Source organism: Cellulomonas palmilytica (assembly GCF_021590045.1).
Lineage (GTDB): Bacteria > Actinomycetota > Actinomycetes > Actinomycetales > Cellulomonadaceae > Cellulomonas > Cellulomonas palmilytica.
On record NZ_CP062221.1, the window covers coordinates 2,373,036 to 2,399,036 of the forward strand.

Annotated in this window: 21 protein-coding genes; 7 read left to right on the forward strand and 14 right to left on the reverse strand. The window is 74.7% G+C overall.

Features of this window, described 5'->3' with window-relative positions; all coding sequences use genetic code 11:
* The first annotated feature begins 6 nt into the window (after positions 1 to 6).
* From F1D97_RS10795 to F1D97_RS10805, 3 genes are read left to right on the forward strand one after another with little or no spacing between them, the layout of a single operon-like run.
* Positions 7 to 1,305: an MFS transporter gene (locus tag F1D97_RS10795; protein WP_236120516.1), complete on the forward strand. Its 1,299-nt coding sequence runs from the start codon at positions 7 to 9 to the stop codon at positions 1,303 to 1,305.
* A 30-nt stretch (positions 1,306 to 1,335) separates the two neighbouring features.
* Entirely contained in the window at positions 1,336 to 2,544 is a 1,209-nt protein-coding gene (locus F1D97_RS10800; RefSeq protein WP_236120517.1) for an endo-1,4-beta-xylanase, read from the forward strand.
* Positions 2,545 to 2,562: 18 nt separating this feature from the next.
* The gene (locus F1D97_RS10805) at positions 2,563 to 3,411 is read left to right on the forward strand and encodes a TrmH family RNA methyltransferase (protein ID WP_236120518.1); all 849 of its coding nucleotides are present in this window, start codon (positions 2,563 to 2,565) and stop codon (positions 3,409 to 3,411) included.
* Between the two features lie 48 nt (positions 3,412 to 3,459).
* Here F1D97_RS10805 and F1D97_RS17375 read toward each other — a convergent pair whose 3' ends face one another.
* From F1D97_RS17375 to F1D97_RS10825, 5 genes are all read right to left on the reverse strand, one after another.
* Positions 3,460 to 3,591 (reverse strand): hypothetical protein, encoded by a 132-nt coding sequence (locus tag F1D97_RS17375; protein WP_255701572.1) that lies wholly within the window; start codon positions 3,589 to 3,591, stop codon positions 3,460 to 3,462.
* A gap of 152 nt (positions 3,592 to 3,743) precedes the next feature.
* Positions 3,744 to 4,307, reverse strand: a complete 564-nt coding sequence (locus tag F1D97_RS10810; RefSeq protein ID WP_236120519.1) for a YbaK/EbsC family protein — start codon at positions 4,305 to 4,307, stop codon at positions 3,744 to 3,746.
* Positions 4,308 to 4,377: 70 nt separating this feature from the next.
* Positions 4,378 to 4,917, reverse strand: a complete 540-nt coding sequence (locus F1D97_RS10815) for a YbhB/YbcL family Raf kinase inhibitor-like protein (protein WP_236120520.1) — start codon at positions 4,915 to 4,917, stop codon at positions 4,378 to 4,380.
* A gap of 13 nt (positions 4,918 to 4,930) precedes the next feature.
* A complete protein-coding gene (locus F1D97_RS10820; protein WP_236120521.1) occupies positions 4,931 to 6,682 on the reverse strand; it encodes a SulP family inorganic anion transporter in 1,752 nt (583 codons plus the stop codon).
* Positions 6,679 to 7,014, reverse strand: coding sequence for an ArsR/SmtB family transcription factor (locus F1D97_RS10825; RefSeq protein ID WP_236120522.1), 336 nt, complete (start codon positions 7,012 to 7,014; stop codon positions 6,679 to 6,681). Before F1D97_RS10825 ends, F1D97_RS10820 begins: the two co-directional genes overlap by 4 nt.
* A 266-nt stretch (positions 7,015 to 7,280) precedes the next feature.
* Between F1D97_RS10825 and F1D97_RS10830 the strand changes: the two genes are divergently transcribed.
* Genes F1D97_RS10830 through F1D97_RS10840 form a run of 3 tightly spaced genes read left to right on the forward strand, consistent with a single transcriptional unit; the run spans position 7,281 to position 13,540 of the window.
* Positions 7,281 to 8,159, forward strand: a complete 879-nt coding sequence (locus F1D97_RS10830; protein WP_236120523.1) for a hypothetical protein — start codon at positions 7,281 to 7,283, stop codon at positions 8,157 to 8,159.
* A gap of 10 nt (positions 8,160 to 8,169) precedes the next feature.
* A complete protein-coding gene (locus F1D97_RS10835) occupies positions 8,170 to 9,924 on the forward strand; it encodes a Y-family DNA polymerase (RefSeq protein ID WP_236120524.1) in 1,755 nt (584 codons plus the stop codon).
* Positions 9,917 to 13,540, forward strand: a complete 3,624-nt coding sequence (locus tag F1D97_RS10840) for an error-prone DNA polymerase (RefSeq protein WP_236120525.1) — start codon at positions 9,917 to 9,919, stop codon at positions 13,538 to 13,540. The genes F1D97_RS10835 and F1D97_RS10840 overlap by 8 nt, the downstream gene beginning before the upstream one ends.
* Positions 13,541 to 13,558: 18 nt before the next feature.
* Here F1D97_RS10840 and F1D97_RS10845 read toward each other — a convergent pair whose 3' ends face one another.
* A complete protein-coding gene (locus F1D97_RS10845; RefSeq protein WP_236120526.1) occupies positions 13,559 to 14,122 on the reverse strand; it encodes a cysteine hydrolase family protein in 564 nt (187 codons plus the stop codon).
* Between the two features lie 68 nt (positions 14,123 to 14,190).
* Positions 14,191 to 14,814 carry an SRPBCC family protein gene (locus tag F1D97_RS10850; RefSeq protein ID WP_236120527.1) on the reverse strand — a complete coding sequence of 208 codons (624 nt, stop codon included), beginning with the start codon at positions 14,812 to 14,814 and terminating at the stop codon, positions 14,191 to 14,193.
* Positions 14,815 to 14,925: 111 nt separating this feature from the next.
* Between F1D97_RS10850 and F1D97_RS10855 the strand changes: the two genes are divergently transcribed.
* Entirely contained in the window at positions 14,926 to 16,476 is a 1,551-nt protein-coding gene (locus F1D97_RS10855) for an ATP-dependent DNA ligase (protein ID WP_236120528.1), read from the forward strand.
* A 1-nt stretch (position 16,477) separates the two neighbouring features.
* Here F1D97_RS10855 and F1D97_RS10860 read toward each other — a convergent pair whose 3' ends face one another.
* From F1D97_RS10860 to F1D97_RS10890, 7 genes are all read right to left on the reverse strand, one after another.
* Positions 16,478 to 16,972, reverse strand: a complete 495-nt coding sequence (locus F1D97_RS10860) for a CarD family transcriptional regulator (protein ID WP_236120529.1) — start codon at positions 16,970 to 16,972, stop codon at positions 16,478 to 16,480.
* Positions 16,973 to 17,216: 244 nt separating this feature from the next.
* A complete protein-coding gene (locus tag F1D97_RS10865) occupies positions 17,217 to 18,164 on the reverse strand; it encodes an ATP-grasp domain-containing protein (protein ID WP_236120530.1) in 948 nt (315 codons plus the stop codon).
* A gap of 34 nt (positions 18,165 to 18,198) precedes the next feature.
* Positions 18,199 to 18,975 (reverse strand): LLM class F420-dependent oxidoreductase, encoded by a 777-nt coding sequence (locus F1D97_RS10870; RefSeq protein ID WP_236120531.1) that lies wholly within the window; start codon positions 18,973 to 18,975, stop codon positions 18,199 to 18,201.
* A 49-nt stretch (positions 18,976 to 19,024) separates the two neighbouring features.
* Positions 19,025 to 20,275, reverse strand: coding sequence for a DUF3322 and DUF2220 domain-containing protein (locus tag F1D97_RS10875; RefSeq protein WP_236120532.1), 1,251 nt, complete (start codon positions 20,273 to 20,275; stop codon positions 19,025 to 19,027).
* Complete coding sequence (locus tag F1D97_RS10880) at positions 20,272 to 23,646, reverse strand: ATP-binding protein (protein WP_236120533.1); 3,375 nt, start codon at positions 23,644 to 23,646, stop codon at positions 20,272 to 20,274. Before F1D97_RS10880 ends, F1D97_RS10875 begins: the two co-directional genes overlap by 4 nt.
* Entirely contained in the window at positions 23,643 to 24,359 is a 717-nt protein-coding gene (locus tag F1D97_RS10885; protein ID WP_236120534.1) for a DUF4194 domain-containing protein, read from the reverse strand. The genes F1D97_RS10880 and F1D97_RS10885 overlap by 4 nt, the downstream gene beginning before the upstream one ends.
* On the reverse strand, positions 24,352 to 25,854 hold the full coding sequence (locus F1D97_RS10890; RefSeq protein WP_236120535.1) for a DUF3375 domain-containing protein: 1,503 nt from the start codon (positions 25,852 to 25,854) through the stop codon (positions 24,352 to 24,354). Before F1D97_RS10890 ends, F1D97_RS10885 begins: the two co-directional genes overlap by 8 nt.
* Positions 25,855 to 26,001 lie beyond the last annotated feature (147 nt).

Below are 26,001 nucleotides of genomic sequence, written 5' to 3' on the forward strand. Positions count from 1 at the left end.
CAGCCGGTGCGCCGCGACCGCCTGACCTGGACGTTCTACGGGTGCTTCGTGGCGTGGGGCTGGTTCCTGTACAGCTTCAACCCGAGCGTCCCGCTCCTCGCCGACGAGCTCGGCATCTCCGACGCGCAGGCCGGCCTGCACGGCACCGCGATGGCGGTGGGCGCGATCGCGGCGAGCTGGGTCACGCCCCGGCTGGTGGCGCGCGAGGGGCGGCGCAGCGCCGTGGTCGTCGGTCTGGGGCTCGTCGCGGCGGGGGTCCTGGCGCTCGTGCTCGCGCGCTCGCTCGCCGTGAGCCTGCCCGCGGTGGCGCTGCTCGCGCTCGGCGGGAACGTCGCGATCGCGTCGTCGCAGGCCGGGCTCGCGCAGCACCACGGACCCGCGGCGTCCGCCGCGGTGACCGAGGCGAACGGTGTCGGGTCGAGCGTCGGGCTCGTCGGACCGCTCGCGGCCGGCGCGTGCGTCGCGATCGGGTGGGGGTGGCGGCCTGCGGTCGCGGTGACGATCGCGCTCACGGTCCTCACCGCGTGGGGAGCGTCCCGGCTGCCCGTCGGCGGTGCGATGACCCCGCCCGCCACGCCGCGCGGCCGGGCCGCGCGCGTGCGGCGACCGCTCGCGCCCGTGGGTGCGGACGTCCCCGTCCGCGGCTCGGTCGAGGCGCTGGCCCCGGTCGAGCCGCTGCCCGACGAGCTCGCCGACGGGCCCGGGTCCGCGCATGCGCCGGCCAGCCCGACCACCCGCCGGTCCGCCGGCGCGGCGTGGTGCTTCCTCGCGGCCGTCGTCGCGGCGATCGCGCTCGAGAACATCACCACGTACTGGTCCACCGACCTCGTGCGCGAGCAGACGGCGGCGGGCGCGGGCATCGCGACGGCCACGACCGCCGGCTTCGTTGCGGGTCTGTCCGGTGTGCGGTTCCTCGTCGGACCGCTGTCGCTGCGCGTGCGCCCCGCGATGCTGCTCGCCGCCTCGTTCGTCGTGACCGTGCTCGGCTGGGCGGTGCTGTGGACCGCGTCGTCGTCCACCGTGGCCGTCGTCGGGCTCGTCGTCGCCGGCTTCGGCTGCGGCGTCCAGTACCCGCTGTCGATCGCGCTCCTGCTGTCCACGGCCCCCGGCGCGCAGGACGCCGCGCAGGCGCGCGCGACGCTCGCCGGCGGCCTCGCGATCGGGCTCGCCCCCTTCCTGCTCGGCGCGCTCGCCGACGCCGTCGGCGTGCACACCGCCTTCCTCGTGCTGCCCGCCGTCGCGGTGGTCGGGGGAGCGGTCGCGCTCGTCGGTGGTCGGCTCGTCGCCCGCACGCCACTACCCTGACCGCCGACCCCCGACGAAGGAGATCGACCCATGGCCGCCCTCGACCACCGCACCACCTCGACCGTGCTCACCGTGCTGGACGAGCACGGCAGCCCGCTCGCGGACCGAGACGTGGTGATCGCGCAGACGCGGCACGCGTTCGGGTTCGGCTGCATCGCCTTCGACGAGGTCCGCCTCGCCCCCGGGGAGCGGCCACCGCTCGACGACCTGTGGCACGGGCTGTTCGACACCGCGACGCTGCCGTTCTACTGGCGGTACTTCGAGCCCGAGGAGGGCCGTCCGCGCACCGCGGCGCTCGAGGCGGCCGCGCGCCGGCTCGTCGAGCGAGGAGTGCGCGTCAAGGGGCACCCGCTGCTGTGGCACACGCTCGCGCCGCAGTGGCTGCTCGGCCGGCCCGTGGAGGAGGTCGAGCGGATCGCGCGCGAGCGGATCACGCGCGACGTCACGGCGTTCGCGGGCCTCGTCGACACGTGGGACGCGATCAACGAGGTCGTGATCATGCCCGTGTTCCGCGCCGAGGAGAACGCCGTCACCCCGCTCGCGTGGCAGCGCGGGCGCATCGAGACCATCCGGCTCGCGTTCGAGACCGCACGCGAGGCCAACCCGAACGCGACGCTGCTGCTCAACGACTTCGACATGTCGACCGCGTACGAGTGCCTCATCGAGGGTGTCCTCGAGGCCGGGATCCAGGTCGACGCGCTCGGGCTGCAGAGCCACATGCACCAGGGCTGGTGGGGCGAGGAGAAGACGCACCGCGTGCTGGAGCGCTTCTCGCGGTTCGGCCTGCCGCTGCACTTCACCGAGACGACGCTCGTGTCCGGCCACCTCATGCCGCCCGAGATCGACGACCTCAACGACTACGTCGTCGACTCGTGGCCCTCGACGCCCGAGGGGGAGGAGCGCCAGGCCGCCGAGCTCGCGCGGCACTACACGCTGCTCGCCGAGCACCCCGCGGTGCAGTCGGTGACGTACTGGGGGCTCGGCGACGAGGGCGCGTGGCTCGGTGCCCCCGCCGGGCTCGTGCGCCGCGACGGCACGCCGAAGCCCGCCTACCACGCGCTGCGCGACCTGGTGCGCGGCGAGTGGTGGCACGCACCGACCACGCTGCGCACCGACGCCGAGGGCCGGGTCACCGTCACCGGCTGGCGCGGCGACTACGAGGGGCGCGTGGCCGGCGAGCACGCGGCGTTCGTCGTCGACGACGACGCGCAGGCCGTGGTGCGCCTCGCCCGCGACTGACGCGGGAGACTGGGGCCCGTGCGTCTCGACCTGCTGACCGTCACCGACCCGTCCGACGAGCGGCTCGCCGACTACGTCTCGTTGACGGACGTCGCGCTGCGCTCGCGGCACGAGCCCGCCAAGGGTCTGTACATCGCGGAGAGCTCGACCGTGCTCGAGCGCGCGCTGCGCGCGGGGCACCGGCCGCGCTCGGTGCTGCTCGCGCCCCGGTGGGTGCCGGACCTCGAGCGGATGGTCGCGTCGCTGCCCTCCTCGGCTGGTGCGGGCGGGTCCGACGAGCCCGCCGTGCCGGTCTACGTCGCCGACGAGCCCGTGCTCGAGGCCATCACCGGCTTCCACGTGCACCGCGGCGCGCTCGCGGCCATGCACCGCCCGCCGCTGCCCGACCCGGCCGAGCTGCTCGCGGGGGCGCGCCGCGTCGCGGTGCTCGAGGACATCGTCGACCACACCAACGTGGGCGCCGCGTTCCGCTCGGCCGCCGCGCTCGGCGTGAACGCGGTGCTCGTGACGCCGCGCTGCGCCGACCCGCTCTACCGGCGCTCGGTGCGCGTGTCGATGGGCACCGTGTTCCAGGTGCCGTGGACGCGCGTCGACCCGTGGCCCGCGGGCGTCGAGACGCTCCGGGAGGCGGGGTTCGTCTCCGCGGCGCTCGCGCTGTCCGACGACGCGATCACGCTCGACGACCTCGTCGCGGACCTGCCGGACCGGCTGGCGCTCGTGCTCGGCGCGGAGGGCCACGGGCTGAAGCCGACGACCGTGGCGGCGTGCGACCTCGTCGTGCGCATCCCGATGGCCGGGGGAGTCGACTCGCTCAACGTCGCCGCGGCGGCTGCCGTCGCGTTCTGGGCGACGCGCGCCGCGGAGTGACCCCGCGCCGGATCACCGTCGTTCGGGCGCGGGGTCGGTCGGTTCCCGTCAGTCCCAGAAGGGCGGGAGCTCGTCGGCCTGCGCCTGCGCCACCGCGAGGAACGTGGTGACGACCGGCTCGTCGCGGCTCTCGTCGGCGGTCTCGAGGGTCTCGGTGGGGGCGGCCAGGAGGAGGTGCATGACTCGATGGTCTGACGTCCGGGAAGGGGTTCTCAGGGACGTCCGTCCCGACTCCGGCACGCGTGCCGGGAGGCGCTGACCACATCTCCACGAGCGCGCCACGGCCCGGTCACAAGCGCGTCAAGGAAGCGCGTGCTGCGGGCCAAGTCCGCTCACGAGAGCGCGATGCCCTCGATCACCTCGACCCCCGGCAGACGCGCGAGAAGCGCGCCCGGGAGGGCGATCTTCGACCGACGCAGACCGCTGCCGACCACCACGAGCTCGCCGGCCTCGTCGGGCACCGTCACGCGCGCGTCGACCAGCACGCGGTAGCCGTCCGGCAGCCCGACCGGCGTGATGCCGCCGTACTCCATGCCCGACTCGGCCGTCGCGCGGTCCATCGGGAGGAACGACGCCTTGCGCACGTCCAGCAGCCGCTTGACCGCGTTGTTGACGTCCGCCCGGGTGGTCGCGCGCACCACGGCCGCCGCGACGCGCTCCGCGCCCTCGCGGCGGCCCGCGACGAGCACGCAGTTGGCCGACGCGGACGGCGGCAGCGCGTACGCGTCGGTGAGCGCCGCCGTGTCGGCGAGGTCCGGGTCGATCTCCGCGACGAGCACGTGCTGCGCGACGTCGCCGTCGGCCGCGGCCCACGCGCTGATCGCGCGCGCCGTCGGCGGGGCGACGAGGTCGAGGTGCTCGATCGCCGGCTTCCAGTCCAGGGTCCCGAGAGTCACGCGCCGCACCCTACCGACCCACCCGAGCCCCCGACCCGCCCGTCCCGCCCGCCGGTCGCCGGGGGGCGGGTCAGCGCTGGTAGGTGCCGACCAGGACGCCGCGCGCGAGCGTGTGGAACACCAGCGCGCAGCTCACGGCCCCGGGCGGCGCGTCGGGCGTCAGGCCGAGGTCCGCGGAGTCGAGCGCGTGGACGACGAGGAAGTAGCGGTGCACCTGGTCGCCCGGAGGCGGCGCGCAGCCGATGTACCCGACCGTCCCGTCGTCGTTGCGGAGCTGGAACGCGCCCGTGGGCAGTCCGCCGCCGTCGGGCGAGCCCGCGCCGGCTGGCAGCGACGTGACGTCCGCGCCCAGGCCCAGCACGGTCCAGTGGAACCATCCGGCGACGCCCGGCGCGTCCGGGTCGAACACGCTCACGGCGAAGCCCGCGGTCTCGGCCGGGAACCCGGTCCACGAGACCTGCGGCGAGACGTTGCTCCCGGCGGGGGTGTTGGTGTGGACGTCCGGGACGCGCTCACCGTGCGTCCAGTCCGCGCTCGTGACCTCGAACGAGGGCACCGCGGGCAGCAGCGAGTACGGGTCCGGCGCGACGGGGCGGGTGATCGAGACCATGCGGTCCTCCGGGTCAGGCGGTGCTGTCGGGGTGGGTGGCCGAGCCCATCGTGGCGGGCACACGCGCGGCGCGCACGTGCTCACGCGCGTGGGCGAGCGCCGCGTCGAGGTCGTCGAACAGGTGCGACTCGTGGCGCAGCGCCGCGATGACGCCGATCGACTCCGCCACGCGCCGGTGCTCGGGGCGCAGCCCCTTGAGCAGCACGACGACGCCGCGCCGCTCGAGGTCGGTGACGATCTGCTCGAGCGCGTGCGCGCCGCTCGTGTCGATCACGGTGACGCGGGACAGGCGCAGCACCACGACGCGCACGTCGGTGACCGCCATGAGCTCGTCCAGGAAGCGCCGGACGTCGGCGAAGAACAGCGCGCCGTCGATCCGGTACACCGCGATGTGCTCGTGCAGCAGCTCGCGCTCGGTGTCCGCCGCGATCACCTCGTCGGGCGGGTCCTCGCGGTGCAGCCCGCTGGAGCGGGCGATCGCCCGCAGCGACAGCACGGCGGCGACGGCGACGCCGACCTCGACCGCGAGCACGAGGTCGAACGCGACGGTCACGACGAGCGTCGCGACGAGCACGAGCGTGCCCGCGCGTCCCGAGCGGCAGATGGCCTTCGCCGCGCGCAGGTCGACCATGCGGGCCGCGGTGACGAGCAGGACGGCGGCCAGCACGGCCACCGGGATGCGGCCGACGAGCGGCGCGGCGGCGTAGACGACGAGCGCGAGGACCGCGGCGTGGCTCAGCGCCGCGACGCGGGTGCGCGCGCCCGTGCGGACGTTGACCGCGGTCCGGGCGATCGCACCGGTCGCGGGCAGGCCGCCGAACAGCCCGGACGCGACGTTCGCGACGCCCTGGCCGACGAGCTCGCGGTTGGGGCGTGTGCGCGGCACGTCGTCGGCCATGCCGTCCGCGACGTGCGCCGACAGCAGGGACTCGAGCGCGGCGAGCGCGGCGACCGCCAGGGCGGAGGAGAACAGCGCGCTCGTCGTCGCGAGGTCCACGACGGGCAGGTGCGGTGCGGGCAGGCTCGACGGCAGCGCGCCGATGCGCTCCACGTCGAGGTGCGCGACCTCGACGACGACCGTGGCGACCGCGACGGCGACGAGCGACGCGGGGATCGCGCGGTGGACGCGCGGCAGGCCGACGACGAGCGCGACACCCAGGACGACGAGCAGGAGCGGCGCGACGGCCGCGGACCAGTCCGTGTCGGCGACGGTCTGCACGGCGACGAGCGCGGCGTTCTCGCCCTCGGCCTTGGGCGTGCCGAGCGCCAGCGGGACCTGCTGCAGCGCGATCACCACGCCGATCCCCATGGTGAACCCCTCGACCACGGGCCACGGCAGGTACGCGACCAGCCGGCCGAGCCCGAGCACGCCCGCGAGCACGACGATGCCGCCGGCCATGATCGCGACGACGGGCACCCACTGCGGCCCGTACCGCGCGACGATCGGCACGAGCACGACGGCCATCGCGCCGGTCGGGCCGCTGACCTGCAGGTGCGACCCGCCGAGCACGGCTGCCACGGCGCCCGCGACCACGGCGGTGACCAGCCCCGCGGCGGCGCCCGTGCCGGAGGACACGCCGAAGCCGAGCGCGAGGGGCAGCGCGACGACCGCGACCGTCAGCCCGGCGACCAGGTCGCGCCGCCATGAGCGGGAGAGTCCGGTGTAGTCGTCGCGGCCGGGCAGCAGCGCGCGCAGGCGGCGCAGGGTGAGCCAGGGGTCCTGCGGGGTGGGGGCTGAGGGGGTGGCTGCGGTGGCGGCGCTCACCGCGTCTCCTCGAGCAGCTCGGTGCGGCGGGTGGCGGCGTCGACGAGGACGGCGCGTGCGGCCGCGAGCATGTCCGCGACCGCGGGCAGCGCGAGCGTGTAGTGCACCGCGTTGCCGCGGCGGGTCGCGGTCACGACGCCGGCGCGTCGCAGGACGGCGAGGTGCTGCGAGAGGTGGGAGGCCTCGAGGTCGAGCTCGGTGAGCAGGTCGGCGACCTGGCGGTCGTGTTCGACGAGCAGCTCGAGGGTGCGCACGCGCACGGGGTGGCTCAGGGCCTTGAACAGCTCTGCCTTGACCTCGGCGAGGGGTCGGTCGATGCCGGACTGCGGCACGGGTGCTCCAGGGGTGGGGAGAACGCCTGATGGATTGATGAATCTGTCAAACCATACGCCTCCTCGGGTGGGGATCGCGACGTCGTCGTCCATGTGGGTGAGAGGGGGCCGCAGGGCCTCCCGCAGGTTGACATCACGATCCTCGGAGCGTGTACTAGAACTGTCGAACAGACGTTCGAACAGACGATCGCTGATGGTGAACCTGCAGGTCAGAGACGTCTGTGCAGGTGCCGGACTCCGGCGACGACGTCCACAGGGGTGCAGCGATGACGGTCGACGTGCTGTCGCGAGAGGAGCGGGTCGCGCGCGCCCGCCTCGCGCTCGCGCACGCCGAGCGCCGCACCGGGGCGCGCAGCGTGCTGCTGCACGAGCGGCCCGTCGCCGCGGTCCCGACCGTCCCTGAGACGGCGGTCCCCGAGCCGGCAGCGGCCGCTGTGCCGGTGGCTCCTGAGCCGACGGTCCACGCCCCGCAGGAGCAGCCCGTACGGGCGCCCGGTGTGCTGTCGACCGCGCTGCTCACCACCGAGCGTCCCGCGCTGCCCGTCCCGCCCGCGATCGCCCCGCTCCTGCCGGATGGGCTCCGGCGCGGCGCGACCACCGCGGTCCTGGGCTCGACGTCGCTCGCGCTCGCGCTCCTGGCCTCGGCGAGCGCCGCCGGGTCCTGGGCGGCCGTCGTCGGGCAGCCCGCGCTCGGGCTGCTCGCCGCCGCGGAGTCCGGCGTCGTGCTCGACCGCCTCGCGGTCGTCCCGCATCCGGGGCCGGACGCCGCGCTCGTCCTGTCGGCCCTGCTGGACGGGGTCGACGTGGTCGTCGTCGGACCGCAGGCGCGGCTCGTCGACGCGGACCGGCGCCGCCTGTCCGCCCGCGCGCGGGAACGCGGTGCGGTGCTGCTCGCCACCACGCCCTGGCCGGGCGCGCAGGCCGTGCTGACCGCGGAGCGCGGCGCCTGGTCGGGGCTCGGGGACGGGCACGGCCGCCTGCGGACCCACCGGGTGCGGGTCGCCCGCGCCGGGCGTGCCGGTGCCGGGGTACCGCTCGCGCTCGACCTGACGTTCCCGCTGCCCGTGCCCGGGCAGGACACCGCGGTCGCGGCCGCGGCGCCGCGCGCCGAGCGGCGGGCGCCCGCGCTGAGGCTCGTCGGATGAGGGGCGTCCGATGACGGGCGAGGACGAGGGACGTCGGCCGACGAGCACGCGCACCACGGTCCTGTGGGTGCCCGACTGGCCCGTGGTCGCGGCGTCGCAGTCGCTCGAGGTCCCGCGGCACGTGCCTGCCGCGGTGCTGCTCGGCCAGCACGTCGTCGCGGTGGGCGCGCTCGCGCGCGTCGAGGGCGTGCGGCGCGGCATGCGCCGCCGGCAGGCGCAGTCCGTGTGCCCCGAGCTCGAGCTGCTGCCCGCGGACGACGCCCGCGACACGCGCCTGTTCGAGCCCGTCGCGGTCGCGGCGGAGAGCGTGGTCGCCGGGGTCGAGGTGGTCCGCCCGGGGCTCCTGCTGCTGCCCGCCGGCGGCGCGAGCCGGTACCACGGCTCGGAGGAGAACCTCGCCGAGCGGCTCGTCGAGGCGGTCGCGCAGCACACGGGCCACGAGTGCGCCGTGGGCACGGCGGACGGTCTGCTCGCCGCGGTGGTCGCGGCCCGCACCGGGGCGCTCGTGCCGCCCGGCGGGTCGGCGCAGTTCCTCGCGTCCCGTCCGATGACGGAGCTCGGCTTCGCGGCGACCACCGAGGACACCGGGCGGCAGGTCGACGAGCTCGTGGACCTGCTGCACCGCCTCGGGCTGCGCCGGCTCGGGCACCTCGCGGCGCTGCCCGCCGCGGACGTGCACGCGAGGTTCGGGCGGCTCGGGACGTGGGCGCACGTGCTCGCGCGCGGCGAGGACGAACGCCCACCCGTGCGCCGCCGCCCCGAGGCGGACCTCGAGGTCACCACCGAGCTCGACCCGCCCGTCGACCGGGTCGACACCGCGACGTTCGCGGGCCGCCGGCTCGCCGAGGAGCTGCACGCCATGCTCGTCGAACGCTCGCTCACGTGCGGGCGGCTGGAGATCGCGGCACGCACCGACGAGGGGGCCGACCTGGTGCGCGCGTGGCGCACGGACCTCGGTGGCTGGGGCGGGCTGTCGCCGTCGCGCATCACGGACCGCATCCGCTGGCAGCTCGAGAGCTGGCTGTCGACCACGGCGGTCGCCACGGCCCGCTCGCGCGCGCTCGACGACCGTGCCGGAGGGCGGGGACGTCGGCAGGGCGCACATCAGGGCGGACGGCAGGGCCAGGACGGGCGCACCGACGAGGACGCGCAGTGGGCGCTCGACGCGCGCACCGCGCACGAGTCCGACGACACCCCGCCCGTCACGCTCGTGCGTCTGTCGGTCACGGCGCTCGACGTCGCACCCGCGGGCGCCGAGCAGGGGAGGCTGTGGGGCGGGCCGTCGGGCGGCGACCTGCGCGCGCACCGCGCGATGGACCGCGTGCAGGCGATCCTCGGCGGCAGCGGGCTGCTCGCCGCGAGCGTGCAGGGCGGGCGCGACGTGCGCGAGCAGGTGCACGTGCGCCCGTGGGGCGAGCAGGGTGCCGCGCCGCTGCCCCTCGACCGCCCCTGGCCGGGCCGGATCCCGCCCCCGGCGCCCGCGACCGTGCTGCCCGAGCCCGAGCCCGTGCAGGTGCACGACGCGGCGGGCGACGAGGTGCTGCTCGACGGCCGCGAGGGGCTCGCGGGCGAGCCGGCGTGGGTGCGCTGGTCGCAGGGGCGGCGCAGCCGCGTGCGCGGGTGGGCGGGGCCGTGGGTGCTGGCCGGACGGTGGTGGAGCGGCCAGGAGCCGCGCGCGCACCTGCAGGTCGCGTTCGACGACGAGCCCGCGGCGCTGCTCGTCGCGACGGCCGCCGGGTGGGCGTGCGAGGCCCGTTATGACTGAGCGGAGCCGCGAGGCGCGGTACGCCGAGCTGCACGCGCACTCCGCGTTCAGCTTCCTCGACGGCGCGAGCCAGCCCGAGGAGCTCGCCGCGGAGGCCGCACGGCTCGGGCTCGAGGCGCTCGCGCTCACCGACCACGACGGGCTGTACGGCGTGGTGCGGTTCGCGGAGGCCGCACGCAAGGTCGGCCTGCCGACCGTGTTCGGCGCCGAGCTGCACCTGCCCGCACCCACCGCGCGGCGCCACGGCCGCGAGCCCGCGCCGCCGCCCGGCCCGCCCGTGCTCGACGAGCCCACGGGCGTGCCCGACCCGCGATCGACCCACCTGCTGGTGCTCGCGCGCGGCCCGGACGGTTACCGCGCGCTGTCGCGCGCGATCGCGGAGGGCCACCTGCGCACGGGGCGCAAGGGCGCCGCGGAGTACGACCTGGAGCAGCTGGCGGAAACGGCGAGGGGTCAGTGGCTCGTCCTGACCGGGTGCCGCAAGGGCGCCGTGCGGCGCGCGCTCGCGGGCGGCGACCCCTCGGGCGTCGTCCCGGTCGCCCCCGACGGGCTGTCCGCGGCGGAGCGCGAGCTCGACCGGCTCGTCGCGCTGTTCGGGCGGGACAACGTCGCGGTCGAGGTCACGGCCGCGGGGGACGCGTACGACGACGAGCGCGCCGACGCGCTGGCCGAGCTCGCGCGCCGGGCGGGGCTCCCGCTCGTCGCCACCACCGCGGCGCACCACGCGAGCCCGCGCGACGCGGACCTCGCGGCGGCGCTCGCCGCGGTGCGGGCGCGCAGCTCGCTCGACGACCTCGACGGCTGGCTGCCCGCGGGCACGGGCGCGCACCTGCGTTCGGCGCGCGAGATGCTCGCGCGGCACCGCCGGCACCCGCAGGCGGTCGCGGCGGCCGCGGACCTCGCGGCGCAGTGCGCGTTCGACCTGTCACTCGTCGCGCCGACGCTGCCGCCGTACCCGGTCCCCGAGGGGCACACCGAGGCCACGTGGCTGCGCGAGCTCGTGCGCCGCGGTGCGCTCGAGCTCTACGGTCCGCCCGAGGCCGAGCGCGTGCCGGGCGCGTGGGCGCAGCTCGAGCACGAGCTGCGCGTCATCGAGGAGCTCGGGTTCCCGGGCTACTTCCTGGTGGTCTACGACCTGGTGAAGTTCTGCCGGGACAACGGGATCCTCGCGCAGGGCCGCGGCTCGGCCGCGAACTCCGCGGTCTGCTACGTGCTGCGCGTGACCGCTGTCGACGCGGTGCACCACGGCCTGCTGTTCGAGCGGTTCCTGGCGCCCGAGCGCGACGGCCCGCCGGACATCGACGTGGACATCGAGTCCGCGCGTCGCGAGGAGGTCATCCAGCACGTCTACGCGGTGCACGGGCGCGAGCACGCCGCGCAGGTCGCGAACGTCATCTCCTACCGCCCGCGCTCGGCGGTGCGGGACGCGGCGCGCGCGCTCGGGTACGACGCGGGCCAGCAGGACGCGTGGGCGAAGTCGATCGAACGGTGGGGGAGCCTGCGCGAGCGGCCCGCGGCCCCGCCGCCACCGGACGGCCCGAACGTGCTGGTCCGCCCCGCAGGACCGCACGCCGGCCACGCCGGCCCCTGGCCGGGGTCCGCGTCTGCGACGGCGGCGCCCGTGGTCACGGACCGCCACGAGCGCTCCGCGCGGCGTGGTGCCATGTGGACCTCGGGCACCCCCGGCTCGTCGGCGCCGCGACGTGCGCCCCGGGGTGCGGAGATCCCGGGGCTGGCGACCGCGGACGGGCACGACGTGGTCCCGACGACGCTGCCGCCCTCGGCCGACGACGAGGGGGAGATCCCCGAGCAGGTGATCGACCTCGCGGAGCGGTTCCTACGCCTACCGCGCCACCTGGGGATCCACTCGGGCGGCATGGTCATGTGCGACCGCCCCGTGATCGAGGTGTGCCCCGTGGAGTGGGCGCGCATGCCCGGGCGCACGGTGCTGCAGTGGGACAAGGAGGACTGCGCCGACGCGGGGCTCGTGAAGTTCGACCTGCTGGGCCTCGGGATGCTCACGGCACTGCGTATCGCGTTCGGCTACGTGCGCGAGCACGGCGGACCGGACCTCGACCTGCACGCACTGCCGCAGGACGACCCGCTGGTGTACGACCTGCTGAGCGCGGCGGACACCGTCGGGGTGTTCCAGGTGGAGTCGCGCGCGCAGATGGGCACCTTGCCGCGGCTGCAGCCCCGCACGTTCTACGACATCGTCATCGAGGTCGCGCTGATCCGCCCGGGTCCCATCCAGGGCAACTCCGTGCACCCGTACATCGAGCGGGCGCGCGGTCGGCAGCCCGTGACGTACCTGCACCCGCTGCTCGAGCCGTCGCTGAGCAAGACGCTCGGCGTGCCGCTGTTCCAGGAGCAGCTCATGCAGATGGCGATCGACGTCGCGGACTTCACGCCCGCGGAGGCCGACCAGCTGCGCCGCGCGATGGGTTCGAAGCGCTCGACGGAACGCATGCTCGCGCTCAAGGAGCGGCTCATGACGGGCATGGCGGGTCATGGGATCTCGCGCGAGGTCGGCGAGCAGATCTTCGACAAGCTCAAGGCGTTCGCCGACTTCGGGTTCCCCGAGTCGCACGCGTACTCGTTCGCGTTCCTCGTGTACGCGAGCGCGTGGCTCAAGGTGCACCACCCCGCCGCGTTCTACGCGGGGATCCTCGCGGCGCAGCCCATGGGCTTCTACTCGCCGCAGAGCCTCGCCGCGGACGCCCGCCGGCACGGGGTCGAGGTGCTGCGCCCGGACGTGCAGCACTCCCGCGGGCAGGCGTGCGTCGAGCGCGTCGCGCCGGAGCCCGCCGGGGGTGAGCCACGGCTCGTGCCCCGCCCGAGCGGCACGGGGCCGACCCCCGAGGCGGGCGTGCGCACCGGTCCTGCCACGGGTGCTGCGGGAGGGGTGCGCGCGCTCGCGGTCCGGCTCGGGCTGGTCGCGGTCCGGGGGATCGGGGAGCCGCTCGCGCAGCGCATCGTCGACGAGCGCGAGGCCCACGGCCCGTTCGTCGACCAGCGGGACCTGGCGCGTCGCGTGCGGCTCACGACCCCGCAGCTCGAGGCGCTCGCGACCGCGGGTGCGCTCGACTCGCTGGGCGTGAGCAGGCGCGAGGCGTTGTGGGCCGCGGGCGCGCTCGCGCAGGAGGGTCCCGAGACGCTCCCGGGCGTGAGCGTGGGCGTGGCCGCGCCGACCCTGCCGGGTCTGAGCCCGGTGGAGACCGCGACCGCTGACGTGTGGGCGACGGGTGTGTCCGTGGACTCCTACCCGACGCAGTTCGTGCGTGACGGGCTCGACGAGGCGGGGGTGCTGCGGGTCGTGCAGGCGTTCCGGCACGAGTCCGGGCGTCGCGTCGCGGTCGCGGGCGTGGTGACGCACCGCCAGCGCCCGGGCACGGCCGGCGGTGTGACGTTCCTGTCCCTGGAGGACGAGACGGGGCTGCTCAACATCGTCTGCTCGGCGGGCCTGTGGCAGCGGTTCCGACGCGTGGCGCGCACGAGCCGCGCGCTCGTCGTCCGGGGTCTGCTGGAACGCCAGGACGGCGCGACGAACCTCGTCGCGGAGCACCTGGCGCCGCTGTCGCTCAAGGTCCGCTCGTCGTCGCGCGACTTCCAGTGAGCCCCGACGACGGCGGCGTCACGGGGCGGCGAACGCCACCACGTCGGACGGCACGACCGCGGCCGTGCGGCCGGGTGCGCTCTGGAACGACCAGTACAGGTTCGTGTGCGAGACGACCTGATCGGGCTCGGGCGCGCCCCACTCCGTGAGGTCCTCGGTGGTGTGCGCGTCGGCCACCAGCGTCACGTCGTACCCGCGCGTGAACGCCCCGTGGATCGTCGAGCGGATGCATGCGTCGCTCTGCGCACCGGCGACGACGAGGTGCCCGACCCCGCGTTCCGCGAGCAGCGACTCGAGCGGCGTGTCCTCGAACGAGTCGCCGTACTGCTTGTCGACGCGCGCCTCGTCGGGGGAGAAGCCGACCTCCGGCACGATCTGCCAGCCGTCCTCGCCGGGGACGAGCCCTTCGGCGGGCGCCTGGTGCTGGACCCACACCACGGGGACGTCCTCCTGGCGCGCTCGGGTGACGAGCGACGCGATCCGGCCGAGCACGGCGTCACGTTCGTACGCCTGCGCGACCACGGCGTTCTGCACGTCGATGACGAGCAGTGCGGTACCGGGGCGGTTGTCGAATGTGGTCATGGTCACAGCCAAGCACGGGGGTCTGACAACGCCCGGGCATCGCGCGTCAGCCCAGGTCGGACGCCTGGTCAGCGCTGTGCGTGCCGTTCCGCGCGGTCCCGCACGCCCAGGAGCATGCGGCGCGTCATGACCGAGCTCGCCAGGCCGATCGCCTCGTTGACCGGTACTGCCCACCACTGCGGCCGCGCGTACCGCTCGCGCACGACGAGCCTCGTCGTGCGGTCCCGCCCCGGGTGCAGCGTGAACGACCAGCTGAACGTCGCGTCGGGAGCGGTGAGCACGAGCGCGTGCGGCGGGTCGACCGTCGTGACGGCGAGCGCCGCGGACGCGGCGAGGCGCACCTCGTCGCCCGGCGCGAGGTCCTGCCACCGCTCCTCGACGTGGTCCGCCGAGTGGATGCCGAGGCCTGCGAGGTTCTCGAGCCAGTCGTACGAGTAGAACCCGCCGCGCCCCTGACCGAGCTGCACGAGCCACGGCCACACGTCCCGCGCGGGGGCCGCGACGGTGATGGCGCGTGTCGCGACGAGGCCGGGGTCGTGGACGACGTCGTCGCCCGCGAGCGTCGCGTCGAGCTCGTCCTCCGTCGCGCCCCACTGCAGCCCCCACGTGCGCGCCACGGGCAGGAGCGCGACGGCCGCCGCGACCGTGAGCGCGCCCACCGCCCGGGGAGTGGGTCGACGAACAGGGGACATGCCCCCAGCGCACCGCACCCGCGCCCGACGAGCAAGCGACGAACGTCCCGCAGGACGCGCTCCCGGGTCGGCCCGGTGGTCGGTGTGGGCGGTCGGCGGGACGATGCGGACATGCTGCTCGCCGAGGTCGCCGACACGTCCCGCGCGCTCGCCGCGACGCGCTCGCACCTGGCGAAGCGCGCGCTGCTCGTCGACCTGTTGCGTCGTACCCCGCCGGCGGACGTGCCGATCGTGGCGCACTACCTCGGCGGTGAGCTGCGCCAGCGGCGCACCGGGCTGGGCTGGCGCTCGCTCGCGCAGCTCCCCGAGCCCGCGACCGAGCCGACCCTGACGCTCGCGGACGTCGACGCCACGTTCGCGCAGATGGCGCAGCTGTCCGGTCCGGGCTCGACGACTCAGCGCCAGGCGCTCACGGCGCGGATGTTCGCCGCGGCGACCGCGCCTGAGCAGGAGCTCCTGCGCGGCCTCGTCACCGGTGAGCTGCGCCAGGGTGCCCTCGACGCGCTGCTGCTCGACGCCGTCGCGGAGGCCGCGGGTGTGCCCGCGACGACCGTGCGACGCGCGGCGATGCTCGCGGGCGCCACCGCGCCGGTCGCGTCCGCCGCGCTCGGGGCGGGCGGTCCCGACGAGGCCGCGAGCGTCCTCGCCGGCTTCGGGCTCACCGTCGGCCGGGCGGTGCGGCCCATGCTCGCGCAGTCCGCGACAGACGTGGCGACCGCGCTGACCGACGTCGGGCCCGGGCCGGCGGTCGTCGACGCCAAGCTCGACGGCATCCGCATCCAGGTGCACCGCCACGACGACGACGTGCGCGTGTTCACCCGCAGCCTCGACGACATCACCGCGCGTGTCCCCGAGATCGTCGACCTCGTGCGCACCCTGCCGGGCGGCCCGCTCGTGCTCGACGGCGAGGCGCTCGTCGTCGACGACACCGGACGTCCCGTCGCGTTCCAGGACACCGCGGCCCGCGCCGCGAGCGGCGACGCGCAGGTCGCGGCGCAGTACGTGCTGCGCCCGTTCTTCTTCGACGTCCTGCACGCCGACGGCGACGACCTGCTCGACGAGCCCCTGCACGACCGGCTCGCGGTGCTCGGCCGCCTGCTCGCCGACCACCCCGCCGCGAGCATCGACCGCGTCGTGACGACCGACCCCGACGAGGCGGGCACCCACCTGCGCGGCGTGCTCGCCGCCGGCCACGAAGGGGTCGTCGTCAAGGCGCTCGACTCGCCCTACGAGGCCGGGCGTCGCGGCGGCGCGTGGGTCAAGGTCAAGCCCCGCCACACGCTCGACCTCGTCGTGCTCGCCGTCGAGTGGGGCTCGGGTCGCAGGCGCGGCCTGCTGTCGAACATCCACCTCGGCGCGCGCGACGGCGAGGGCGGCTTCGTCATGCTCGGCAAGACGTTCAAGGGCATGACCGACGAGATGCTGCGCTGGCAGACCGAGCGCTTCACCGAGCTCGCGACGACGCCGCTCGACGACTGGGTCGTCCACGTCCGCCCCGAGCAGGTCGTCGAGATCGCGTTCGACGGCCTTCAACGTTCGACCCGCTACCCGGGCGGCCTCGCCCTGCGGTTCGCCCGCGTCGTCCGCTACCGCGACGACAAGACCCCCGCCGAGGCGGACACGATCGACACGGTCCGCGCGCTCGCGACGGGAGCGTCGTGAGTCAGGCGGCGGTCGGGGCGGTGCGGCGGTGGGAGCGGGGGCGCGGGACGGGGACCTCGTGGCCGTCCATGGCCGCGTCCTCGAGCATGGCGCCCGCCTCGTCCTCGGGGATGCCGAGGGCGACGCTGAGCTCGGAGCTGAGGACCTCGCGCGCGGAGCGCAGGAGCTCGCGCTCGGCGGTGCCGGAGGCGTTGTGGCCCGAGTGGCGCAGGATCTCGCGCATGACGACGGCACGCTCGGTGGCGAGGCCGGTCTGCAGGCGCATCCCGTAGTCCTTGATGCGGCGGGACCAGCCGCTCTCGGGCGGCAGGCTGTCGCCGTGCAGGACGGCGATGACCTCGTCGACCTGGTCGCGCGTCATGACGGCGCGGATGCCGATCGTCTCGGCGCTCGGCATCGGCACGGAGACGTGCAGGTCGTGCTCGGGCTGCTCGAGCTCGAGGTAGTCGATCGCGCGGCCGCGGATGGTGCGCGTGACGACCGCGCTGATGCGCATCGGTCCGTGGTGGGGGTGGACGACTGTCTGACCGACGGTGAAGGGCACTGACTTCTCATTCGACGAGGCGATGCCGCGCCGTCGTCGTCGTGGTCTCGGTGGCCCGACGGCGGGTCGACGCGTGAGCCTCGCGCGTCGGCCGGGCTTCGGACGACCTCATGGGGCGGGGGTCCCGCGAGGACGCCGTGCAGCGCGACATCTCCCATTGTCCCTCACTTCGTCGCGCCAGGTCGGGTGGCGTCCCTCACCCCGCGCGGTCGTGGCGTGCGACCGCGCGGGCTCGGCGGTCGATCGCGGCCGCGACGACGTCCGTGACGTGGGGTGCGACGTGCAGGTTGAGGGCGGGCTCGAAGAGCTCGGCCTCGATGAGGACGATGCCGTGCTCAGCCGAGTCGACCAGGTCGACGCGCGCGTAGAGCGGGACGTCGAGTCCGGTGACCTCACTGACCGCGGCGAGCGTCCGCCGGGCGAACGCCTCCTCGTCGGCGGTCGTCGGGACTGGCTGCGGGTGCTCCTGGTAGACGCCGCCGATGAGCCCGCCGCCGGGGGCGAGCAGCGCGCCCTTGCCGATCGCGTGCGTGAGCTCGCCGTCGACGAGGTAGAGCGCCTTCTCCGCACCCGACGACAGCTCGGGCACCTCGGGCTGCACCATCACCACGCCGCCGGCGGCGACGATCCGCTCCGCGAGCTCGAGCGCGGCGGGGTCGTCGGCGGCGAACAGCCCGGTGTCCCGCGCACCGGCCGACACGGCGGGCTTGAGGACGACGAGCGCGCCCGCCGGGAACGCCGCGAGGTCGCGCACGACCTCGTCGGCCCGGGTGCGGTACGTCGTCGGGACCACCGCGACGCCCAGCGCCTCGAGCTGCGCGAGGTAGCGCTTGTCGAGGTTCCAGCGCACGAGCGCGGGGTCGTTGAGGACGGTCGTCGTCCTCTCCGCGTGCGCGAGCCAGGCGGTGAACTCGTCCAGCCGGTCCGGGTAGTCCCACGGGCTGCGCAGGACGAGCAGGTCGTACGACGCGACGTCGAGCGACTGGTCGTGCCACACGACGGGTCCGGCCTCGAGGCCGCGGGCGCGCAGGGCGGCGACGAGCGGGGCCGTGTCGTGGTCCAGGTCCTCGAGCGGGTAGGAGTCGGTGACGACGACCCCGACACGCGGGGCAGGGGAGGTGGGGGCGGGCGTGCTCACGAGCACGTGACTGTAGGCGCCTGCGGGCGCCCGACCGGGATCAGCGCTGCGCGTCGCGCCAGGAGACCCACTTCTGGGCGAGTGACAGGTCGTAGTCCGGCCCGCTCGTCCCGATCGTCAGGAGCGTCGCACCCGCGCCGAGCAGACCGTCGGCGACGTCCTCGGGCGGGGCCGAGACGCCGATGGAGCGCTCGACGAGCGTCGTGGTGTCGCGGCCGACCGCGGCGCCGTGCTCGTCGAGGATCGCGCTCTTGCGCGTGAGCGACTCGGCGTCGCCGAACGAGTGCCAGAGGTCCGCGTGCTCCGCGACGATCCGCAGCATCTTCTTCTCGCCGCTGCCGCCGATGAGCACGGGGATCTCACGCGTGGGCACCGGGTTGGACTTCGCCCACCGGGCCTTGATGCGCGGCAGCGCCTCCGCGAGCGCCGCGATGCGCTCGCCCGCGGTGCCGAACTCGTAGCCGAACTCGTCGTAGTCCCGCTCGAACCAGCCCGCGCCGATCCCCAGGATCAGCCGGCCGCCGCTGATGTGGTCGACCGTGCGGGCCATGTCCGCGAGCAGCTCGGGGTTGCGGTACGAGTTGCAGGTCACGAGCGCGCCGATCTCGACCCGCTCGGTCTGCTCGGCCCATGCACCGAGCATCGTCCAGCACTCGAAGTGCTTGCCGTCCGGGTCGCCCGACAGCGGGTAGAAGTGGTCCCAGTTGAAGACGACGTCGACGCCCAGGTCCTCGGCGCGGAGCACCGCGTCACGGATCTGGCCGTAGTCGGCGTGCTGGGGCGCGAGCTGGACACCGATGCGCACGGGGAAGGTCATGCGCGCCAACGTACGGCCCGATCCGCGGCGTGCGCCCCTGTTTCGCCTCTCAGTGAACGGCGGTCTCGTCGTCCGGACGCGCGACGCACGCCACGAGGGCGTCGACGACGTCCTCGACGGGGATCCGCTCCTGCTCGATCCGTCGTACGTCGGCGGGGCCCGATGTCGCGATCTGCGCGTAGGCGGCGCTCTCGGCGTCAGTGAGCTCGCGGAGCGGAGTCGAGGACGGCCGCAGCAGGCGGCCCCGGCGGTCTCTCGCGACGCCGCGCGACCGGTACCGCTCGAGCGCGACGGCGTCCATCAGGAGTGAGACGACGTCGTGCGCGGGACCGGCCGTGGGCGAGGCCTCGCGCAGCGCGGCGCGGAGGGAGTCCAGGATCGCGAAGCCGTCCGCGTCGATGTCTCCCCAGTACACGACCTTCTCGGCCGAGCGGACCCAGGGGATCTCGGCGATCAGCGTGGCAGCAGCGCGGCCGCCACCCTCGACGACGACAGCGTCGTCGACCGGCGGAAGCCGAAGCCGGCAGTCGCGGTTCTCGACCACCAGCACGAGCCGCGGCTCGTACGGCAGGGTGTGGCAGTCGCCCGCCGTCCAGGCGTCGTGCCGTCGGCCGCCGGTGGCGAGATAGCCGGGGTCCACGTACGTGAGATGAGCTACGGGTGGCCTGTGCATGGTCTCGGTGAGGACGTCGCGACCGGTGAGCAGCAGCAGCCGCCGCGCATGCTGGTCCACCCACTTCGCATGCGCTCCCGGGATCGGCAGCGACCGTGGTGTGTGCTCGGACAGGTCTGGATGCTCGGCGAGCCACGCCACCGCATCGAGCGCCACGCGCGCGTCGTCATCGTCCAGCCCCACCAGCGAGCGAAGCGCCGAAGCGTTCGCGGACCCGCCATGTTCGGTCAGGTCGAGAAGGAGCCGACGCGCACGAGCGGCGTCGAGCGCGAAGTCGTCGTACCCGCCGTGCGACCCCAGGAACGTGTCGAGCGCCTGAGTGCCTTCGACACGGAGCAAGGCAGGGAGCGGCGTCAGCACGCCCAGCAGCGGGACGGGGGCCCGGATCACACCGACCCCTGACGGCGCGGTGCGCTCCAGCTCTCGCCACTGGTCGTGCCACGTCCGACGGCGCTCGGCCGGCACGCGGAGGTGGTCGGCGCCGCTCCGCTCCCCGGGACGCAACGCCACCTCGACGACCCACGGCTCGTGCGAGAGGTGCTCGCTCACCAGGGCGTCCGCCCAGCTCGCGCGCCATCTGCGAGCCACCGCGGCAACGGCCTCGGACACGTCGAGGAGTCGGCTCATGCGGAGCCTTGGTCAGCGACGCCGGCGACGGGCTTCGCGCGTGAGCGCCCTGCAGCGTCCTTGAGGACGATGTACTGGAGATCGACATGGGGCTCGATCGCGCTGACCTTGTCGTTCGGCGCCCCGACCACGAGCTGGAACCCGAGGCCGCGCCACGCGCCGATCGCGCGACCGGTGAACCGCGCGTCGGCCTTGATGAGCGCCTCATCGAGGAACACAGGCGCGTACCGCGGGCGCTCCGCGCCTGCGTCTCCGAGCTGGTACCGCAGCGCGGCGCCGACGATGAAGGCCACGAGCTCCTGCGACTCGCCTCCCGACTTCTCACCGATGTGGTCGTACAACGCGACGTGCGCGCCCGCGAGGTCGACCTTCTCGGCGGACAGGCGGACGTGTCTGCGGACGTCGACGAGGTCGGCGTAGTCGGGTGAGTGGCGGCGGATGCGGTCGATGAGCCGCGACATGCGGAAGTACCGCCGCTCGCGCTCGGCATCGTTCGCCTCGGTCGCGAGGAGCTCACGCAGGTCGCGGAGCTCCTTGCGGAAGCGAGCGACGACCGTCGACTGGGTGTCTCTGGCGTCGATGCGCAGCCGGTGGTGGTCGTCCGCGAACGGGAGTTCGGCGAGGATCTCGTTGACGGGCCGGATTCGGTCCTTGATCTCTCTGACCGAGCGTGCCAGTGCGCTGTGCAGGTCCGTGAGGTCGTTGCCGGACAGCCGCAGCAGGCTCTTGCGCCACTCGGACTCGAGCTCGTGGAGGGCGTTCGTCTCGAGCTCGATCAGGATCCGCTCGAAGTCGATGTACGAACCCTCGGGGTCGGTCCCCAGGTTCGGGTCGCGCCACCGCTCGACGAAGGTCTCGAACGTCCGGCGCAGTGCGTCTCGCTGCGTGCTGATCGCCTGCTGCGCCGCGTGCCGGTCCGCGAGAAGGAGCGCCCCCGCCCTCGCGATGACGTCGTCGAACGCGCGCAGTGCCCGCTCGTCGTCGGGCGCTGTGGACCCCGAGATGGCGCTCGTCTGCTCTGCGAGAAGGCCCTCGAGGTATGCCCCTTGCGGCTCGGAGACGACGACGCCGGCAGACTCGGCAGCGTCGAGAGCACCTTGGGCTGCGTCGACCTCCTCGCTCGTGCCGGTCCACCGCACCTGCAGCTCGGCCGCCAGCCCCTTCGAGCGGCCGAGCTCCTCGGTGAGCGCCATGATCGTGGTGTCCAGCTCGCCGGCTCGGCGCTGTAGGCGCGTGACCTCGGGGTTGCCCGACGTGACCTCGTCGATCATCGCAGCCCACCGATCACGAGACTGCTCGACCGCTGCGACGTCGACCTGCGGCCAGGTCAGCTCGGTGACCGTCTCGTATGCCCGACGTGCCGCCTCGTATCCGTCCAGCGCATCGGCTGCCGTCGCGGCCCGTTGGTCGGCGGCGTCGAGGCGCTCCTGGGCGCGTTCGATGCGGCGGTCCAGATCCGCGAGGCGGCGGGTGTTCGTGAAGCCCAGGATGTTCGCCCGACCCTGACCGCCGTGTGCTCCACGCATGCCTTGCGAGACCTGGCCGGAGCGGGTGAGGGCCTGCGGATGCTGAGCCAGCTCCGCCGTGGTGTCGACGCACACGAAGTCGAACCGCCGAACGAGCTCGCTCCGCAGCCATCCCGTGAACGGCGTCCTGCGGTAGTCGAGCCGACCCGGCAGGGTCCGGGAGTCGACCGCGACGTCGTCGCGGACTCCGGTCTGAACACCCTGGAAGGAGATGCGATGCGTCGTGCGGACGGAGTCGATCGACGCCCGGAACGTCCGCACGTTGGCCGAGTCGACGAGCATGACCGTCGCGAAGCTGCCGAGCGCGAGGTTGAACGCGTCGCGCCAAGGCTCGTGCTCGGTGCGGACCTCGACGAGCTCGGCGACGAAGGGCAGGTCGTCGATCGACAGCCCAGCGGCCTCGGCCAGGGCGGCTCGCGCGCGGTGCAGGTCGGTCGGGATGTTGTCCCGACGCGCGGCAGCTGCGGCGCGCTCGGCTCGCAGGTCGGCGAGGTCGGCGACGGCCTCCTTCTTCTCCGACATCGCGTCGAACAGCGCCTGGCGGGCGGCGTTCTTCGCGTCCGCGTCGCGCAACGCGTCGTGCGCCAGGGCGACGAGCGCCGCGTGCTCGGCCGCGGTCGTCACCGACGCGTCGGGCAGGGCCGCGAGCGCCTCGTCGAGCCGGGCGCGTGCGCGCTCGACGGTCGCAAGGCGCTGCTCGGCGGCCGCGAGCTCGCGCTGCGCGGTCGCGAGGCGGTCGCCGCCCGAGGTCCACAGCGTCTCCTTGACGCCGTCGAGCTCCGCGCGTGCGGCGGCGATGCGGGCCTCGGTCTCCGCGACCAGGTCGCGTGCGCGGTGGTGGCGGTGCTGCAGGTCGGCCTCGGTTGCGCGCAGCAGGTCGAGGCGGTGCGCGTGCTTCCACAGCGCGGCGGGGGAGGTGCCGTCGTCGAACGTGCCGATCTCGTCGATGACGCGCAACCGGGCCGCGGCCTCGTCGATGTCCGCGCGGTAGGCGCGGATCGGCTCGAGCGCCTTGACCTGCTGGCGCGCCGTGATCATCTGGTCGCGCGTGCCGGTGAGCTTGTCGAACTGCTCGACGACCGCGTCGGCCGTCGCGAACGTGTCGGGCTCCTCGAGGACCATCGCCTTGTACAGCGCGTCGACGGTCGTGATCTGCTGGCCTGCCTGGATGCGGCCGAGCAGCGCGACGGCCTTGTGCCCGTCGCCCGCTGCACCGATGCCGAGCGTCGAGTGCAGGCGCGCGGTGAACTCGCGGTCCGTGTCGTAGACCGACAGCCCGGCCTCGGTCAGCGCCGGGCGGGAGAACCGCGTGGCCGCGGCGCGCTCCAGGTCACGCAGGTCGAGCTCGCCGTCACGCGTCGCACGCACCGCTGCGACGTCCTCGAGCGTGCGCGCGGCCGACGGCACGTACCAGGCGCGCACGGCGGTGAACTGCGTGCCCGACTGGTCGGCCCACGTCATCGCGATCGCCGACCACGTGTCCCGGCCGTCACCGCGCAGCACGCGCTGGCGCGTGCCGTCCTCGGTGCGCGACTCGTCGAGCTTGCCGCGCGCGTAGGACAGGATGTTGCGCTGGTCCTTGCCGCGCGGACGCCCGACGACCCCGCCGTTGGACGCGCCGTTGAACGGGGTCGTGTGCGGCATGAGGAGCGCGATGTACGCGTCCATGAGCGTGGACTTGCCCGAGCCGGAGCCGCCCGACAGCAGCGTCGCCGTGGCGGCGAGACGCACGCGGTGGTGGCCGTCGTAGCCGCCCCAGTTGACGAGCTGCAGGTCGCGCGCGACCCACTGCTGTCCCGTGGACGCGGCCGGGATCAGTCCGAACAGGGTGTCGACCATCGTCATCGCGCGGCCTCCTCGGTCTCGTCGTCGCCGGTCTCGTCGGACGGGGTCCCGACGACGCCCGCACGGCCCTCGGCGCGCTCGCGCAGCCAGTCGCGCAGCTCGGCCAGACGCTCGTTGCTGAGCACCACCTCGACGAGCGCCGTCACCCGGAACCGGCCCTCGGACTCCTCGTCGATGATCCCGTCCTTGGCGAGGCGCGCGACGGCCGCGCGGATCTCGCGCTGGTGCGTCGCGACGTTCGTGTCGTCGGGGTCGAAGTACGTCAGCGCGGTCGCCTCGATCTCCTCGACGTCGACGCGCACCGACGTCTCGCCCGCGCCGCGCTCCCGCTGGAACACGGTCCGCAGGTGCACCAGCACGAGGGTCTCGGCGCGCGAGTACGGCTCGTCGCGCAGCAGCACGGGCACGTCGAGCTCCGCCGAGCGCACCTGCCGCTTGTACGCGACGCCGCGCACGTGGTCGACGACGAGGTGCACGAACAGGTCGTGCAGGCGCGACTCGATCACCTGCTGGTTCTCCAGCAGCGTGCGCCACTGCGCGCGGTTGCGGTCCGCGACGAGGAAGCGGCGCTGCAGCAGCCGGACGAGCACGCGGCGCACGTCCGCGTCGAGCGCGCCGGTGTCGCCCGCGAACAGCTCCGCCGGGTCGTCCTCCATCGCGACGGGGGAGATGAAGCCGGCCTCGTCGGCGGTGGCGGTCGTCGTGTCAGTCATCGTCGTCCTTCGTGCGGGTGGTTCCCGTGCTCGTGCCCGTGCTCGTGGTGACCGCGCCGAATGCCAGGCGGCGGCGCGTGCCGTCGGGCCGGACCGCGTCGACGAACGCGAGCCGGTCCGTCTCGGTCATGCCGTGGGTGTGCGCGAGCTCGAGCAGCCCGAGCAGGTCGACGGGCCGGCGCAGCTCGTCGGGCGCGGCGTCGAACACGGCAGCGACGTCCACGTCGTCGTCCGACGAGGCCGCGAACGCCGCCAGGTGCGCATCGAGCTCCGCGTAGTGCGGGCCACCCCACGCGCGCGCGTCGTCGGCCGGGACACCGCCGTCCTCGTCATCCCAGTCCGTCAGCGGGTCCGGGGGCTCGGGGGAGCGCAGGTCGCCGACGGTCTGCCGCAGGTGCTCGACGTCCGCGACGGGCAGCCGCCGCACGGGCGGCACGGACTCGAACCGGCGCGCGTCCGGCATCCACGCCTGCATCCCCGTCATCACGTCGCGCAGCAGGGCGTCGACCTGGCGGTCGCGCAGCGGGTCGTGGTTGCGCACCTGAGCGGTGATCACGTACGACGCCTCGCGCTGCGCCGCGAACACCTGCTCCAGGCCCGCCTCGATGCGGCGCACCACGTCCCGCAGGTCGCCGCGCTGCTGCGCGTCGAGCCGCCGCGCGAAGCGGTGGCGCAGCACCACGTCGAGGTTGCTCGCGAGGTCGTCGAGCCGCTGCGGGTCACCGATGAGCCGCAGCGCACCGGCGAACGCGCGGCCCTCGACCGTCGACTCCATGACGTGCTCGCCGCGCTGCAGGTACTCGCGCAGCACGTCACCCGTCGGGCGCTCGTCCTGCCGTAGCGCGGTGACCACGTCGCGCTGCATCGCCTTGATCGACTCCGCGACGCGCGCGAAGTCCGCCGGCAGCTCGCGCATGAGGTGCACGACGTTCTCGGCCTGCTCGAGCAGCTCCTCGTCGTCGACCTCGTCGACCACGCCCGTGCGCTGCACGCGCTCCAGCTCCGTCTGCAACGCCTTGATCTGCGCGTCCAGCCGCGCGACGCGCACCATCGCGTCCGGGTCCGCGTCCTGCGCGAGCCGCTCGACCGCGTCCAGCAGCGTCCGCACGCGCGACTGCGACACGCGCGCCCGTGCACCGCCCGCGCGGCCCGCGACCTCGAGCGCCCCGACAGCGTGCGCCGACAGGCGGTAGACCTCGACGTCGTCGTCCAGCACCTGCCGCACCAGCCAGCCCGCATCCGCCCACTGCCGGCACAGGTCACGCGCCGTCCCGGTGGGCAGGTCGTCCCCGAACCCCGCCGAGCGGAGCTGGTCGAGCGCGTCGCCGACCTCGGTGTGAGCGTCTGCCACGGGGACCGTGGGGCGCTCGGCGGTGAACACGAGCGACAGCAGCGAGACGACGAGAGGCGCGTGCCGCTTGTGCAGGAGGTCCAGCATCGGGTTCTGGAAGGCCCGGACGGCGCCCAGGTACGCCGCTTCGGCACGAGTGATCATCGCGGGACACCTTAGGCGGCGCGGCCTGCGGCCCTCCGTAGGCTCTCGCGGGCGAGTTGCCCGGCTCGTCGGGCGCGGCGCGGGGAGTGCCGCCGGCAGCGGTGCGCCCGCAGCCGCCTGGCCTTCCTCGGGCGAGCCGGGACGACC

Coding starts and splice junctions, on each gene's coding strand:
- F1D97_RS10815 (WP_236120520.1), bottom strand. CDS start 4,917: ATGGTCTCGATCACCCGCCCCGTCGCGCCGGACCCGTACTCGCTGCTG.
- F1D97_RS10830 (WP_236120523.1), top strand. CDS start 7,281: ATGACGGTCGACGTGCTGTCGCGAGAGGAGCGGGTCGCGCGCGCCCGC.
- F1D97_RS10835 (WP_236120524.1), top strand. CDS start 8,170: ATGACGGGCGAGGACGAGGGACGTCGGCCGACGAGCACGCGCACCACG.
- F1D97_RS10855 (WP_236120528.1), top strand. CDS start 14,926: ATGCTGCTCGCCGAGGTCGCCGACACGTCCCGCGCGCTCGCCGCGACG.
- F1D97_RS10845 (WP_236120526.1), bottom strand. CDS start 14,122: ATGACCACATTCGACAACCGCCCCGGTACCGCACTGCTCGTCATCGAC.
- F1D97_RS10840 (WP_236120525.1), top strand. CDS start 9,917: ATGACTGAGCGGAGCCGCGAGGCGCGGTACGCCGAGCTGCACGCGCAC.
- F1D97_RS10890 (WP_236120535.1), bottom strand. CDS start 25,854: ATGATCACTCGTGCCGAAGCGGCGTACCTGGGCGCCGTCCGGGCCTTC.
- F1D97_RS17375 (WP_255701572.1), bottom strand. CDS start 3,591: ATGCACCTCCTCCTGGCCGCCCCCACCGAGACCCTCGAGACCGCCGAC.
- F1D97_RS10875 (WP_236120532.1), bottom strand. CDS start 20,275: ATGAGCCGACTCCTCGACGTGTCCGAGGCCGTTGCCGCGGTGGCTCGC.
- F1D97_RS10800 (WP_236120517.1), top strand. CDS start 1,336: ATGGCCGCCCTCGACCACCGCACCACCTCGACCGTGCTCACCGTGCTG.
- F1D97_RS10860 (WP_236120529.1), bottom strand. CDS start 16,972: ATGCGCATCAGCGCGGTCGTCACGCGCACCATCCGCGGCCGCGCGATC.
- F1D97_RS10885 (WP_236120534.1), bottom strand. CDS start 24,359: ATGACTGACACGACGACCGCCACCGCCGACGAGGCCGGCTTCATCTCC.
- F1D97_RS10880 (WP_236120533.1), bottom strand. CDS start 23,646: ATGACGATGGTCGACACCCTGTTCGGACTGATCCCGGCCGCGTCCACG.
- F1D97_RS10850 (WP_236120527.1), bottom strand. CDS start 14,814: ATGTCCCCTGTTCGTCGACCCACTCCCCGGGCGGTGGGCGCGCTCACG.
- F1D97_RS10870 (WP_236120531.1), bottom strand. CDS start 18,975: ATGACCTTCCCCGTGCGCATCGGTGTCCAGCTCGCGCCCCAGCACGCC.